At 36.5% G+C, this 15,400-nt stretch carries 12 protein-coding genes; 4 read left to right on the top strand and 8 right to left on the bottom strand.

What is annotated here, in order from left to right; genetic code table 11:
- Positions 1-107: 107 nt before the first annotated feature.
- Positions 108-491 (top strand): DUF983 domain-containing protein, encoded by a 384-nt coding sequence (locus ACN1CN_RS10795; protein WP_264522881.1) that lies wholly within the window; start codon positions 108-110, stop codon positions 489-491.
- 2 nt (positions 492-493) lie between these two features.
- On the opposite strand, the gene ACN1CN_RS10790 is transcribed toward ACN1CN_RS10795, so the two are convergent.
- The 8 genes from ACN1CN_RS10790 to topA all read right to left on the bottom strand — a co-directional run bounded on the left by ACN1CN_RS10790 (position 494) and on the right by topA (position 11,529).
- Positions 494-1,543, bottom strand: coding sequence for an NAD(P)/FAD-dependent oxidoreductase (locus ACN1CN_RS10790; protein ID WP_419135661.1), 1,050 nt, complete (start codon positions 1,541-1,543; stop codon positions 494-496).
- A 74-nt stretch (positions 1,544-1,617) separates the two neighbouring features.
- Positions 1,618-2,607, bottom strand: coding sequence for a gliding motility protein GldN (gene gldN, locus ACN1CN_RS10785; RefSeq protein WP_291285794.1), 990 nt, complete (start codon positions 2,605-2,607; stop codon positions 1,618-1,620).
- A 224-nt stretch (positions 2,608-2,831) separates the two neighbouring features.
- The gene (gldN, locus tag ACN1CN_RS10780; RefSeq protein ID WP_264526378.1) at positions 2,832-3,821 is read right to left on the bottom strand and encodes a gliding motility protein GldN; all 990 of its coding nucleotides are present in this window, start codon (positions 3,819-3,821) and stop codon (positions 2,832-2,834) included.
- Between the two features lie 45 nt (positions 3,822-3,866).
- The gene (gene gldM, locus ACN1CN_RS10775; protein WP_419135659.1) at positions 3,867-5,408 is read right to left on the bottom strand and encodes a gliding motility protein GldM; all 1,542 of its coding nucleotides are present in this window, start codon (positions 5,406-5,408) and stop codon (positions 3,867-3,869) included.
- Positions 5,409-5,459: 51 nt separating this feature from the next.
- Positions 5,460-6,107, bottom strand: coding sequence for a gliding motility protein GldL (gldL, locus tag ACN1CN_RS10770; protein WP_264522877.1), 648 nt, complete (start codon positions 6,105-6,107; stop codon positions 5,460-5,462).
- A gap of 65 nt (positions 6,108-6,172) precedes the next feature.
- Positions 6,173-7,576 (bottom strand): gliding motility lipoprotein GldK, encoded by a 1,404-nt coding sequence (gldK, locus tag ACN1CN_RS10765; protein WP_264522876.1) that lies wholly within the window; start codon positions 7,574-7,576, stop codon positions 6,173-6,175.
- A gap of 263 nt (positions 7,577-7,839) precedes the next feature.
- On the bottom strand, positions 7,840-8,991 hold the full coding sequence (locus tag ACN1CN_RS10760) for a formimidoylglutamase (protein WP_419135658.1): 1,152 nt from the start codon (positions 8,989-8,991) through the stop codon (positions 7,840-7,842).
- A 3-nt stretch (positions 8,992-8,994) separates the two neighbouring features.
- Positions 8,995-11,529, bottom strand: a complete 2,535-nt coding sequence (gene topA / locus ACN1CN_RS10755; RefSeq protein ID WP_264522874.1) for a type I DNA topoisomerase — start codon at positions 11,527-11,529, stop codon at positions 8,995-8,997.
- 311 nt (positions 11,530-11,840) lie between these two features.
- On the opposite strand from topA, the gene miaB reads away from it, so the two are divergent.
- From miaB to ACN1CN_RS10740, 3 genes are all read left to right on the top strand, one after another.
- Positions 11,841-13,286: a tRNA (N6-isopentenyl adenosine(37)-C2)-methylthiotransferase MiaB gene (gene miaB, locus ACN1CN_RS10750; RefSeq protein WP_419135657.1), complete on the top strand. Its 1,446-nt coding sequence runs from the start codon at positions 11,841-11,843 to the stop codon at positions 13,284-13,286.
- 96 nt (positions 13,287-13,382) lie between these two features.
- On the top strand, positions 13,383-14,636 hold the full coding sequence (locus tag ACN1CN_RS10745) for a sigma-54 interaction domain-containing protein (RefSeq protein ID WP_264522872.1): 1,254 nt from the start codon (positions 13,383-13,385) through the stop codon (positions 14,634-14,636).
- A 204-nt stretch (positions 14,637-14,840) separates the two neighbouring features.
- A complete protein-coding gene (locus tag ACN1CN_RS10740) occupies positions 14,841-15,344 on the top strand; it encodes an LptE family protein (RefSeq protein ID WP_264522871.1) in 504 nt (167 codons plus the stop codon).
- The last annotated feature ends 56 nt before the right edge of the window (positions 15,345-15,400 follow it).

Here is a 15,400-nt window from a genome sequence, read left to right as displayed (position 1 = left end):
CTTCTTTGTAAGATAAATTTTGAATATTTTTTCTCAGTGTCAAAAAACTTCACACTAAAAACAGAAAATGATTCGCTATAACTTCAACACCTAATTGAATTGCAACCATGTTAAAAAAAGGATCCAAACTAAACAGTATACTAACAGGAAGCTGCCCGAGATGCCAGAAAGAAAGTATGTATTCAGACCGAAATCCGCTGCATTTGACCAAGGTTCTTAAAATGAACGAAAATTGCAGTCACTGCGGATTAAAGTACCAGATTGAACCGTCGTTTTTTTATGGTGCAATGTATGTGAGTTATGGCTTAAATGTTGCCGTAGGAATTGCAGCTTTTATTGTTTCATTTGTGTTTTTTAAAACTTCAATTGAAGAATCTTTCCTGACCATTGTTATCACTTTAATCCTATTGTTTCCGTTTGTTTTAAGGCTTTCCAGAAACCTGTACATCAACATGTTTGTTTCTTACGATCCCAACGCAGGAAAAGAATAAGACTATTTTCTTTTTTTATAAAAACGATGAATATCAATTGTCGGATCTAAGGCTTGCTGGTTTTCGATATAATCAAACAAATCTTTGGCCATTGCCGGTCCGAGCATAACGCCGCGTGTCCCTAAGCCATTTAAAAGATGCAGGGATTTGTACTGGTGGTGCGTTCCTATCATGGGTCTTCGGTCGCGTACAGTTGGTCTCACTCCGCCAAAATGCGAAACAATTTCAAAGTCACAACTGATAATTTCCTTTATACGATCCATTAGCTCTGTTCTTCCTTCTTCTGTTGGCGCATCGGTCTTGTCTTTCCAATTGTAGGTTGCACCAACTTTAAACAAATCATACCCTAAAGGCAAAATAAAGACGCTGGTATTTACGATCACATCCAAATCAAGATCTGGTGCTTTGATCACAAAAAGCTCTCCTTTAGTCCCGTCTAACGGCAAATCCTGAAAAAATGGATTAGCATGCAAGCCAAAGCCCTCCGCAAAAACAATATGTTTGGCCCGATAATCTTTATACTGAACAAAATCTTCATGAATAATCAGTTGTGCATGCTCAAATGACTCCTGAAGGAATATTTTATTCTGAAGTAAGTATTCGTGGTATTTGTCCAATAAAAGCGCGGTATCCACATAACCGGTATGCAAAACTTCGCCATAATCAAATGGAGATTCAATACCGCTGTATTTTTTAAAGATTAATTTGGTAGAAAGAAATGGCGCTAAAAGTGGTTTATCTGAAGCCGAGAACCAATTATTTTGTTCTTCTATGGAAAAAAATTTTCTTAAAATTGGAAGTTTAAAATTTACCTTGGTTTTCAATTTACCTTCAAGGGTTTCATAAAATTCGTCCATTAAGGACAGCTGCTCCTCCGCTTTCCAAACCTCGCTAAAGCGTTTTAAAATCACCGGATTGTACAAGCCTCCGGCAACTCTTGATGAATTTTGCGATTCGTCACTTATAACGACTATAGACTTATTGTTTTTAAGCGCAATTTCAGCAAATGAAATTCCAGCCAATCCAGATCCGACGATTATATAATCCAACATGTGTAATAGGGTAAAATAAAAAAAACTCTTACCACAAATGTAGTAAGAGTTTTTGGTATAATGTTACGATATCCTTAATAGCTCCACATATCCTGTTCGAAGTCACGAATCTTTTCTTTTACCCGTTCAGATTCTAACAGCTGCTTTTGTGCGTTATCTTTCATGTAGTCTTTAATTTCACGATCTCCATATACATTTTCTTCTTTATAGATAATCGAATTAAAACGTCTCGAATTTAAAATCTGATCAAACGAGATAGGGTGTGCAGAATTACTATCATTAAATGCTTTCGCCTCATTTAACACTTCCCGCGCATTGGGGAAGAAAACCCAAAACAGCTCGATATAATCCTTCTCATCACTATTCATGGTATAAACATCGGGTGTTACCGGACAAATTCCGAGTAAGCGATACTTCAATTCGCTTTGACGTTTGTCAAAATACCAATATCCTTTTAGTTTATACTGCGTTACATCAGCTGCCGTTAAATCCTGTTTCAAAATATACTCTGCCGGCACCGTTCTGGTCGGGCCAACTGTTTCATCAACATAAGTCACTACTTTTTTCTTACCTGTTCCGGTAACTACTTTTTTCTTGACCACACGTGTTTTGTAGTCGTCCGGGTACTGGTTGATTAACTCCCTACCGGCATCCGTAGTGTCGACACGCGATAGTCCGCCCTGAATGTCTTTAAGTGATTTCTTAGTATTAAAGTAACTGTCGGCATACACTTCCGTGATTCTACCCGCTTTTATTCCTCTGGTTAAAACGTCGTAAAGCGAACGTCTGTCCGAACCAATATTGGCTGTATCTACCGGGAAATATAAAGGAAAGTTTATTTTTTCATTTAAATCAATAATCTCCCAGGTCGTTTTTCCCATCAAAACATCCCGATCATCTACATAACCATAGGACAAAGGTTTATCATTGTCTGCAGCAATCTGAGACGCCTTCTTTATCCCAATCTGATCTGCTGTTTTTGCATTCAGTAAATTTGATTGTGCTATAGAACTAAAACTTCCGATAACTCCAACAATAACGATTAAAAACTTTCTTATTTTCATAATGAGACGATTAAAATCTATTGAACGTAAACTTATGCTATTTATTATTCTTTTTCCTACATCTACCAAAAAACCCGATAAGAGCACCATAAAGGCACCCCAAACAACTTATAAAAGAAATTCCAATCCCTCCGGACTGAGTAATTAATTCTTTTATTAATGGACAAAAAAAAACTCTTACTACAAATGTAGTAAGAGTTTTTGATATATTGTTATTCAGATACTTAGTAGTTCCACATATCTTGCTCGAAGTTACGAATCTTCTCTTTTACTCTTTCAGATTCTAACAATTGGTTTTGTGCGTTGTCTTTCATGTAATCTTTGATCTCACGATCTCCGTACAAGTTTTCTTCTTTATAAACAACAGCATTGAAACGTCTTGAATTTAAGATCTGATCGAATGAAATTGGAAGTGCAGAATTACTGTCGTTAAATGCTTTTGCTTCGTGAAGTGCCTCTCTGGCATTAGGGAAGAAAACCCAAAATAACTCGATATAATCCTTTTCGTCACTGTTCATCGTGTAAACATCCGGAGTTACTGGACAAATTCCAAGTAAACGATATTTCAATTCACTCTGACGTTTGTCAAAATACCAGTATCCTTTAATTTTATACTGTGTAACATCTGCAGCAGTTAAGTCTTGTTTCAGGATATATTCCGCTGGTACCGTTCTTGTTGGCCCAACAGTTTCATCCACATACGAAACTACTTTTTTCTTACCTGTACCCGTAACTACTTTTTTCTTCACTACACGTGTTTTATAGTCGTCCGGATATTGGTTGATTAATTCTCTACCTGCATCTGTTGTATCAATACGAGATAATGCACCCTGAATATCTTTCAAAGATTTTTTAGTATTGAAATAACTGTCGCTGTACACTTCAGTTATTTTGCCGTTTTTAACAGCCTTCGTCAAAACGTCATAAAGTGAACGTCTGTCAGAACCAATATTAGCCGTATCAACCGGAAAGTACATCGGAAAGTTGATTTTTTCATTTAAATCAATGATTTCCCAAGTAGTTTTTCCCATTAAGATATCTCTATCATCTACATAACCATAAGCTAAAGGCTTATCGTTATCAGAAATAAGTTGCGCAGGAGTCTTAAGTCCTATCTGATCAGGTGTTTTTGCATTAAGCAAATTCGATTGCGCATAAGAAGAAAAACCTCCAGCGATAGAAACAATAGCTATTAAAAAATTTCTTACTTTCATCATGATATCATTATAAGATATTGAATTGTAGTTTTATCTACTTTATTATTGTATTTCGTAAATTACCGGAGCAGTTCTTGGCAATAAGTAACTACCAGCTCCAACAAGTTTAGTTTTAATTTCAGAAATAGTAACCTGGTCTCCTTTTCCAGCTCTTGCAAGAACTGATTTACATTGTGCATTTAATCTGTTACCGTTAACAACCACTGTAGGCTGTCCTGCGATTTTTAAGTTAAATCCAACAACATCTAAACCAACTTCAAAATCAAAATCAAGTAATTTAGCACCAATAGTAGCAATTTCTAAGTTAGATTTAGGTCCTTTAACAACACCCATTTCCCCTCTAATTGTACCTGTTGGTCCAGGAATACCTTTAATTCTGAATGTTTTCTTATCTGTAACTTTATCTCCGTTTGGTAATGTACCAGTAACAGAAATGGTTGCTTCAGTACCTGAACCTGGGTTCATGTTGTATTTTCCTGGTTTACCCGCTGAAGCTAATCCTGGAGCGCTTGCTACAATTTTGTTAGCATCAACACCAGCAAATGATACAGAGATTGGGTTAACAACTCCTCTATATACTACGTTCATTTTATCAGCAGAGATTGTAGCAGAGTTTGGTCTTGGTACTACAACATATTTTCCAGCAAATTTAAGTGGAATATTTTTACCATCTTCTAAGAAAGTAAATTGTCCGTTAATGTTTTGCTCTCCAACACCTCCGGCAGTTAATGAGATAACCGCCTGTCCGTTAACGATTTGTCCTGGACCTTGGAATGAAGTTGGTTTTGTGTTTTCGTCATAACGTCCTAAAACTACCTTACCAGTAACTTTTTCTCCTTGGAAGTAAGCGTTTTTGTCTAAAACAACAATCGCTTGGTAGTTGCTATAAGAAGCAGCAGCAACAGCCGCTTTTCCTAATGCACTGTTGTAAACATCTGTTTCCACTTTTGTAACGTCATTTTGCCAAGCTGAAAGTTTTGCAGCTGAAGCAATTGCAGGGAAACCTTTAAAATGATAAGCTAAGTATTTTTCTTTTATACCGTCTTTGTTTTTTACATCAGAAACATCAAATTTTTGATTTACTTCCGCAATAATGTTAGCGTATTTTTTATCTGATCCTAAAGTAGCTTTAATATCAGCTTTATATTTCTCGATTCTTGCTATGATCTCTTTACCTTTAGCAGTATATCCGTCTCCTGTAAACCAGTTATCGATATTATCTCCTCTGTCCATAGATTCATAAGGCAACTTACCTGTTTCTTTATCCGCTTCAAATCCTTTAACAGATTGTGCTTTTAAAGTTCCGATATAAGCGTAAAAATCTTTTGAAATTGCTTCAATTTTATGAGCTGTTTCTGCAGCGATAGCAAATTCTCCTTTTGCCTCAGCTGCTTTTTGATCTAAAGCTGTTAATAAAGAGGTATTATTTGTAATTGCTGTTGTATTAGAAGCTTCAAATTTTTCGTTAAATAAACCAAAACCTGAAATTACTTCTTTTGATACGTTCATTGCCAACATTGCGATGAAAACCAGATACATCAGGTTAATCATCTTCTGTCTAGGGGTTAATTTTCCTCCTGCCATTTTTTCTAATTAGTTCTTATTAATAAATTTAATATAATAGTCAAAAACTAATTATCCTTTGTTACTCATTGCAGAAAGCATACCACCGTAAACACTGTTTAATGAAGCAATGTTTGCAGTCATAGATTGCATTTGTTCTTTTAATTTAGAAGCATTTTCAGCAATTTCGCTGTTTGCTTGTGCATTTCTTGAAGCACTTTCTAATTGTACTTTGTATAAGCTGTTTAATGATTCCATTTGTGCAGCAGCCATAGACATTTCTTCAGCATATTTCTTTTGTCCTGCAATAGAATCTACTGTTGGAGAAATTGCTTTTGCAGCTCCTTCGAAGTTTTTGATGCTGTTTCCTAAGCTTGACATTAACTCACCGTCAATTTTAGCTTCTTTCAACATTGCATCTAATTTTTGAGACAACAATCCTTGGGCGTCAGTTGTAGTCTCAACTTTGTCAGCTTTTTTTCTAGCCTGACCGTTTGCTAATTCAGGGTAAACAAGAGTCCAGTCTAATTCGTCTTCAACTGGTTCGAAAGCAGAAAGAGCAAAGATTACCGCCTCAGTTACCAATCCAACTGATAACATCACAGTTCCTGTTAATGGTCCAATTTCAAAGTGAGTAATTTTGAATAAAGCTCCAATAATTACTACTGCCGCTCCCATACCATAAGCGAAATTCATTGCTTTTTTACTTAATAATGCCATAATACTTTTTTTTAGGTTTTAATTTAAAATAGATTTGATTTGGTTATGAATTTGATTTTAATTATTTACTTTCTTTTTTTTCCGCTTCCAGTCGCCTGAGTTCCCATGTAATCTTGTACAGTTCTGAAACCAATATAACTTCTTGCAGAATCAGCATATTCGTGATCACGTGTGCTTACCTGTAGGAAATAAGCAACGTCTTTCCAAGAACCTCCACGAACCACTTTTCTTTGGTTGTTTCCGTCAATTACGTTTGGATTCATTGTAGAAACATATTCGTATGCATTTGGATTGTAAGCTGAATCGGTCCACTCAGAAACGTTTCCTGCCATGTTGTATAAACCATAACCATTCACTTCGTAAGATTTAGCTTCAACGGTGTACAACGCCTCATCAGCAGCATAATCTCCTCTGCTTGGTTTGAAGTTTGCTAAGAAACAACCTCTGTCGCTTTTTGTATAAGGACCTCCCCAAGGGTAAGTAGCTGATTCCAGACCTCCTCTTGCAGCATACTCCCACTCTGCCTCTGTTGGCAATCTGAAAGAGTTTACTAAGTCACGTCCTTTTTTCTTAGATTTAATGTAACTGTTTTTGTTCAAAGTTCTCCATGCGCAGAATGCTTTTGCCTGTTTCCAGGTTACACCCACTACAGGATAATCTCCGTAAGCTTTATGCCAGAAATAATCATTGTGCATTGGCTCATTATAAGAGTAAGCGAAATCTTTAATCCAAACGGTTGTGTCAGGATATACGCTAACTTGCTCTGTTTTAACGAAGTCTTTTCTTTTACCAACTTTAGCTTTCGCTGCAGCCTGAATGTCCATCCATGAATAACGGAATTTCAATTTGTTTACATCAATTGTTCTTAAGCCATTGTATGACTCTTCAATTGGCAAATACATAGAATCCATTACCTCAGTATAGTACTCATCCGGATACGCTTTTGTATCCTTAATTAACTTCACTTTTTTGTTTAATTTTCTACCTGCATACGGATCATCTTTTGTTCCTACGCTGTAGTAGTTATCATACATATATTTATCATATGCCGTCATTTTCTCCGGATCTGAATCATTAAATGCATAATCAGCAATACTGCCGCCTTTTTTACCTTTAGAGTCTCCAGCAGGTTTTTGTCCTGTCATATCGGCCAAAATTGCTAAACGAACTCTCATTGTAGAATCTTTTACCCAGTCTACAAATTGACGGTACTCACTATTGGTGATCTCCGTTTCATCCATATAAAATGCACGAACCGTTACCGTTCTGGTAGGAGCATCCTCCACATTAGCTAAATCAGCATCTGATTTACCCATAATAAAAGATCCACCAGGAACTAATGTCATTCCATAAGGCTTCTCAGGATGCCATTTACCTCCTGTAACACCAACTAACTCACCTTTGTCACCTGACTTACCACAGCCGATTACTAGTGTTAACATTGTTGCAAATGCAATAAACTTCTTCATATAAATTTGGGATTATCTATTCATTATTATAAGTCCGTAAACGTATTTATTATTTATCTAAAAAACAATACTAGTTGCGAAATTTATTTTATTGGTCAAAAATAATGTTAAATAAAATAAAAAAAAAATATTTCATCGATAAACTAGCGCAAAAAATCGACGTAAAACGCAATTTATAAAACTTAATATTTATTTTCCTACTAATACTACTTAACGGTATTTTTAATATGCTAAAAAATTAAGATTTCTGTTGAAATTTCATTTTATAAAGCATTTTTTCGTTGCGCTTTCCACCATCTTTCAGGCAATTCCTGATTACAAGCAGATAAATACTCATCGTATGAACACGGTAATAACGTATTTCGTTTTAATTTATTGTGACCGTTCGATTCGAACGGGATTTCGATCCACCAACGATCGGTCTTATCGCTTTTATAAAAAATCAATTCTTCGTCTTCCAGAGGAACAATATATTTTAAGTACGTTGCTCTACTACCAAATGGATATTCTCTAGAACGATAGTGATATCCTTCGATAAAATACCACACGATTTGTGCAATAATAGCCGCCTCCGGGCTTGTACTATTATGGTTGAAAATTCCGAAACAGGAAACTTTATCACTAATTCCCGCATATCGGGCTAACGAACATATTTCTTTTCCATTGAAACCGTTTGGCTCAAATGAAATCATGTTTCCTGAAGCCGATGATTTTACCGAATTCAAATCAATACTAACTAAATCGGCATCCCTGAAAACAGGCTCCGCTAAAGCAATATTATTTGAAATTTCACCCAAACGATACGCATCAAAGAAGAGCTTTTCGATCAGATCGATTTCTTCCTGTGAATTATAATAAGTTTGATACCCTATATTACAGTAGTTAAAAAGATTATTAGGCTCATCGATAATAATTTGAGTCAAATAAGAATTAGCCGAAACCGTTTCATTCTCTTTACCAAAATCAAACTTATTATCTACCGCAACCATATTTACCATTTGCTCCAAATCGTCATAGGCACGATACAAAGCATAGGTCAAATCCTGTGAACCTCCAATAACTATAGGAATCACTTTATTTTTAATCAAGGCAGAAGTCACCTTCTTTAAAGCAAAATAAGTATCCGTTACAGAATCACCCGCCAAAATATCTCCTAAATCTGCAATCGAAGCATCCCAGTTACCCGGAAACATGCTGTAAAGTCTTTTACGAACCGCATTTAGATTGACCACATTCACAGCATCGTTATTACGACGATCTTCCAGAACTCCAATAACGGCAATGGTTATTTTGCTAATATCCGGAAACTGATCCTGAGTATGTAAAACTATCTTACTACCCAGCTCCTGTGAAGACAACGAATTAATAAATTTTAAAATTCCTTCGTTAACTGGTTCTAGAAAATCAAATTCCATTTTTTATTTCTTTTTTGCAGCTGGTTTTTTAGCCGGAGCTTTCTTTGCGGTTGTTGTTTTCTTTGCAGTTGCGGTTTTCTTAGCCGGAGTCTTTTTAGCCGGTGTTTTTTTGGCAATCATTTCCTGAACTTCAGCTAAGGTTAATTTTGTAGCATCAACATCTTTACTAAGTTCAATCTTGATTTTCCCTTTGGTAATCACAGAGCGACCCCAACGGGCTTTTTCAACCAAAATCCCTTCTTCTTCCCAATTGTGAAGTACTTTATCGATATTCTTTTGCAATTTATCTTCAATCAATTCTTCAACATCTGCCTGAGATAAATTATCAAAATTATATTTCTTGCTCACGTTCACAAAAAGACCGTTCCATTTGATAAACGGACCAAAACGCCCCACTCCTTTTTGAACCGACTCTCCTTTATACACCGCAATTGGTGCATCAGCAAGTGCTTTTTCGTCAATCAGTTCCTGAGCTCTTTCCTTAGAAAGACTTAAAGGATCTTCTCCTCTTGGTAATGAAATAAAAACACTGCCATGACGTACATAAGGACCATAACGACCGTTATTTACTTCAACCTCTTCTCCTTTATATTCTCCTAAACTTTTAGGAAGTAAAAACAAATTCAAAGCATCTTCCAGTGTAATACTTCCAATATTCTGATCTGACATTAAACTGGCAAACTTTTTATCTTCATCATCCGCTTCTCCAATCTGAGCCATTGGTCCAAATTTTCCTAAACGAACCGAAACCTGTCTTCCGTCAGCATCTTTTCCTAAAATTCTCTCCCCGCTTTCACGTTCAGCATTCGCCTCAACTTCTTTTACATTAGGATGGAATTTATTGTAGAATTCCTGCATCATGGTTGCCCAGTCGATATTTCCTTCAGCAATTTCATCAAAATCCTGTTCTACTTTTGCTGTAAAATTGTAATCCAGAATGTTTCCGAAGTTTTTCACCAGGAAATCAGTAACAATGGTTCCGATATCTGTAGGCACTAATTTACCTTTATCTGAACCTGTGTTTTCTTTTAACAGTTTTTCTCCAACTTTACTATTTTGCAATGTCAGCTGAGTATAATTACGCTCCTGTCCTTCCAGAGTTCCTTTTTCAACATAATTTCTGTTGATGATGGTAGAAATCGTTGGTGCATAGGTAGACGGACGTCCAATTCCTAATTCCTCTAATTTTTTTACCAGTGAAGCTTCCGTATAACGTGCCGGAGGCCTTGAATACCTTTCGGTTGCTGTAATATAGTTGTTGGCTAATTTTTCGTTTACTTTTAAGGCTGGCAACATCCCTTCTTGTTCTTCCTCATCATCATCATGTCCTTCCAGATACACTTTTAAGAATCCTTCAAAAAGTAAAACTTCTCCTGAAGCTGTAAAAATCTCATCGTGATTATTCGCTTCGATTTTTACGTTTGTTCTTTCCAATTGTGCATCACTCATTTGTGAAGCCAGGGTTCTTTTCCAGATCAAATCATACAAACGCGCCTGATCACGATCAATGTTCACGGTATGGCGCGACATATCAGTAGGACGAATAGCCTCGTGTGCTTCCTGCGCTCCTTTGTTCTTGTTGGCAAAAGTTCTCGGCTTAGAAAATTCTTTTCCGTATGATTTTATGATTTCAGCCTCAGCCGCACTCATCGCCTCAGCTGAAAGGTTCACACTATCCGTTCTCATATAAGTAATCAATCCGGCCTCGTACAAACGCTGTGCTAACTGCATGGTGATTCCAACTGGCAAATACAATTTTCTTGCTGCTTCCTGTTGAAGCGTTGAAGTTGTAAAAGGCGCTGTTGGTGATTTTTTGGTAGGTTTAGTTTCTAAATCGGCTACCTGATATTGAGATCCGATGTTTTTATTTAAAAAATCTTCGGCTTCTTTTTTAGTATTGAAGTTCTTTGGCAATTTTGCTTTAAAAGCTTTACCTGCCTCGTTTACAAATTCTGCAACGATAGAATAAGTTGCAACTGCATTAAAATTTTGAATTTCACGTTCACGCTCTACAATCAAACGCACAGAAACCGATTGCACACGTCCTGCAGACAAACCTCCTTTAATTTTTCTCCATAATACCGGAGACAATTCGTAACCTACCAAACGATCCAAAACACGACGTGCCTGTTGTGCGTTTACCAGATTGTAATCAATTTCTCTTGGATTGTCGATTGCTTTAAGAATTGCAGTCTTTGTAATTTCGTGAAAAACGATTCTTTTGGTTTTTTTGGTATCCAGTTTCAATTCTTCCGCCAGGTGCCATGAAATAGCCTCCCCCTCGCGGTCCTCATCGCTCGCTAACCAAACCATTTCGGCATTCTTAGATAGTGTTTTCAGCTTACTTACCAGGGCTTTTTTATCCGGAGAAACTTCATATTTAGGCTTAAAACCATTCTCAACATCCACTCCTATTTCCTTTGATGGTAAGTCGGCTATGTGCCCATAACTTGACTCTACCTGAAAATCACTTCCCAAAAATTTCTCTATCGTTTTCGCCTTTGCAGGTGACTCCACTATTACTAAATTCTTTGCCATTGCTCTATTTTTCTGCAACAAAAGTATCTATTTTTTTTAAATATCTACTCCGCGAACTCATTTTTGAGTTATTTTAGTATTATGTTTCCTAAAATTGCAGATTTATCTGTAATCTCACTTTATACATATATAGGTATAACTTTTTGGATTGCAGATGCTGATTGTTGATTGTTGATTGTTAATTGTTAATTGTTGATCACATCTCACAGATCACAGCTCACAGATTACAAAATCATAAATCTAAAATCTTTTCTCTGCCATCTTGTCAGATTCACGGCATTTCCCTTATCTTTGCACTTTGAAATTATACAATGGAAAAGATTATTGAGGAAAGCAAACAAGGTGAAAGCCTCGTTTTGGAAAATAAACCTGAGAATACTAAAAAACTTTTTATTGAAAGTTACGGTTGTGCGATGAATTTTTCGGACAGTGAAATTGTAGCTTCCATTTTATCTGAAAACGGTTTTAATACTACACAAACTCTTGAAGACGCCGATTTAGTTCTGGTAAATACCTGTTCGATTCGGGATAAGGCAGAACAAACTATTCGCAAACGTCTGGAAAAATACAATGCGGTAAAGCGCATCAATCCGAAAATGAAAGTAGGCGTTTTGGGCTGTATGGCCGAACGTTTAAAAAGTCAGTTTTTAGAAGAAGAAAAGATAGTCGATCTTGTTGTTGGACCTGATGCTTACAAGGATCTGCCGAATTTATTAGCAGAAGTTGAAGAAGGACGCGACGCCATCAATGTCATTTTATCAAAAGAAGAAACTTACGGAGACATTTCACCCGTTCGTTTGATGAGTAATGGTATTACTGCTTTGGTTTCGATTACCCGTGGCTGTGATAATATGTGTACGTTTTGCGTTGTGCCTTTTACACGCGGACGTGAGCGCAGCCGTGAACCTCAGAGTATCATGAATGAAATTCAGGATTTATGGGACAAAGGTTTTAAAGAAATTACGCTCTTAGGTCAAAATGTCGACAGTTACCTTTGGTACGGCGGCGGATTAAAGAAGGACTTCGTAAATGCCTCCGAAATGCAAAAAGCAACAGCAGTTGATTTCGATCAGTTACTGGAGATGGTAGCCGTTGGTTTCCCAAAAATGCGTATCCGATTTTCGACCTCTAATCCACAAGACATGCACGAAAGTGTATTGCACGTTATTGCAAAACACCCTAATATCTGCAAACACATTCACTTACCGGTTCAGTCGGGAAGTAACAGAATTTTAAAAGAAATGAATCGTTTGCACACTCGTGAAGAATACATGACTTTGATTGATAAAATCAGAGCTATCATTCCGAACGCATCGATTTCGCAGGATATGATCGCCGGTTTCCCTACAGAAACCGAAGAAGATCACCAGGATACTATGAGTTTAATGGAATATGTGAAGTATAATTTCGGTTATATGTACTCCTACTCTGAGCGTCCGGGAACTTTGGCCGGAAGAAAAATGGAGGATGATGTTGCAGAAGAAACCAAAGCCAGAAGATTACAGGAAATTGTCGATTTACAACAAAAACATGCCTGGTTCCGCAGTGAGGAATTCGTAGGACAAACAGTTGAAGTTTTAGTCGAGAAAGTCTCTAAAAAATCAACTGAAGAATTCTCAGGAAGAAATTCACAAAGTATTACAGTCGTTTTCCCAAAAGAAAATTACAAGATTGGAGACTTTGTAAATGTCAAAATCGAAAGCTGTACATCAGGAACATTAAAAGGAAAAGCTGTTGGATATTCTGAAATGAATTAAAAAAGTTATTTCAGGTTTCAGGTTTCAAGTTTCAGGTTCTTTGCGTAACTTGAAACTTGAAACCTGAAACAAACAAAACTTGAAACAAAAACATACATGGAAACAGTTCAAGCAATAAAACAGCGATTTGAGATTATCGGAAACGATCCTAAACTAAATCGCGCTATTGAAAAAGCCATTCAGGTTGCGCCTACTGATATTTCGGTAATGGTAACCGGGGAAAGTGGTGTAGGTAAAGAAAATATTCCAAGAATCATCCATTCGCTTTCACACCGAAAACATGGAAAATATATTGCTGTAAACTGTGGAGCTATTCCGGAAGGAACTATCGACAGTGAGCTTTTTGGTCACGAAAAAGGAGCTTTTACAGGTGCTACAAGTACGCGTGAAGGTTATTTTGAAGTAGCCGATGGCGGAACGATTTTCCTTGATGAAGTTGGAGAATTACCTCTAACCACTCAGGTTCGTTTGCTTCGTGTGCTTGAAAATGGTGAATTTATCAAAGTAGGTTCTTCGCAGGTTCAGAAAACCAATGTGCGAATTGTAGCCGCTACAAACGTCAACCTGTTTAATGCAATCGAAAAAGGAAAGTTCCGTGAAGATTTGTATTATCGTTTAACGACTGTCGAAATTACACTACCTCCATTGCGCGAAAGAAACGACGACATCCATTTATTGTTTCGAAAATTTGTTGCCGACTTTGCGCACAAATATAAAATGCCTCCATTAAAATTAGACGATGATGCGGTACAGCTTCTTCAAAAATTCAGATGGAACGGAAACATTCGTCAATTGCGAAACGTGGCCGAACAGATTTCAGTTCTGGAAACCAATCGCGATATTTCATTAGCTACTTTACAGTCGTATTTACCAACCGAAGGGAGCAACTTGCCTTCTGTTATTAACGACAATAAAAAAGAAAGTGATTTCAGTACCGAAAGAGACATCTTGTACAAGGTGCTTTTTGATATGAAAAGCGACCTGAACGATTTGAAGAAACTCACCTTAGAATTAATGAAAAACGGCACAAAAGTGCAGGATATCAATCCGAATTTAATTCAGAAAATATACGGTTCTCAGGAAAACGAAAGCGAAATTGATTTTGAAGAAGAACCAAGAACCGCTGTAATGACGCCTACTGCCCGCGAAGAGAATTATCAGATGCAGGATGACAATTATTTGTTTGCAGAAACCATCGAAGAAGAAGAGGTTTTGCGTTTGGAACAGAAAGAAATCGAAATGATCAAAAAGTCATTAGAAAAAAACAAAGGAAAACGAAAAGCAGCAGCAGATGAACTGGGAATTTCGGAACGAACTTTGTACAGAAAAATTAAACAATTCGATTTATAAAAAAAGAAAGAAATTCCAAATTTTAAATTCCAAATTCCAAGTTTGAACATTAAATCTAAATAAATAAATCCCAAATTGCTCCGCCAGTTCGCTAGCGCCGAATTCAAATTGTTATATTTGAAAAAAAATAGAGCTTCCCAAAAATTGGAATTTGGAATTTGAGATTTGGAATTTAAAACATTGGATTTTACCCTAATTGATATTATGAAAAAAATATATTCTTTACTAGCCTTAATGAGCTTGTTCCTGTTAAGCGGTTGTTCGGTTTACAACTTTACCGGAACAGGAAACATCGATGCCAAAACTTTTCAGGTTAACTTTTTTCAGAATAATGCTGATTTAATTGAACCGGGAATTGACCGAACTTTTACTTTGACGTTACAGGATTTGATTCAAAATCAAACCAATTTAAACTTAGTCAGCAATAGCGGTGATTTAGTTTACGAAGGAGAAATTGTAGATTACAGAACCACTCCAATGACGGCAACTGCCAATCAGGGAGCTTCTCAAAACCGTTTGACTGTTCGTGTAAATGTTAGGTTTACGAACAAAAAGAAAGAAAAAGATGATTTCGAAAAAACATTTGAATTCTACTATGATTTCGAAGGACAGGGACTGCCTACCGGAGCTACTCTGAATACAGCAATTCAGGTTATTTTTGAAAGAATCACACAAGATATTTTCAATGAGTCATTAGCAAAATGGTAGTTTGCTTATTTGTTGAATCGTAAAACGTTTTACCGTTTAATCGATTAAACAGCAAA

This window comes from Flavobacterium sp. T12S277, from assembly GCF_048514875.1.
Classification (GTDB): Bacteria; Bacteroidota; Bacteroidia; order Flavobacteriales; family Flavobacteriaceae; genus Flavobacterium.
This window is presented reverse-complemented; position numbering and strand designations above follow the sequence as displayed.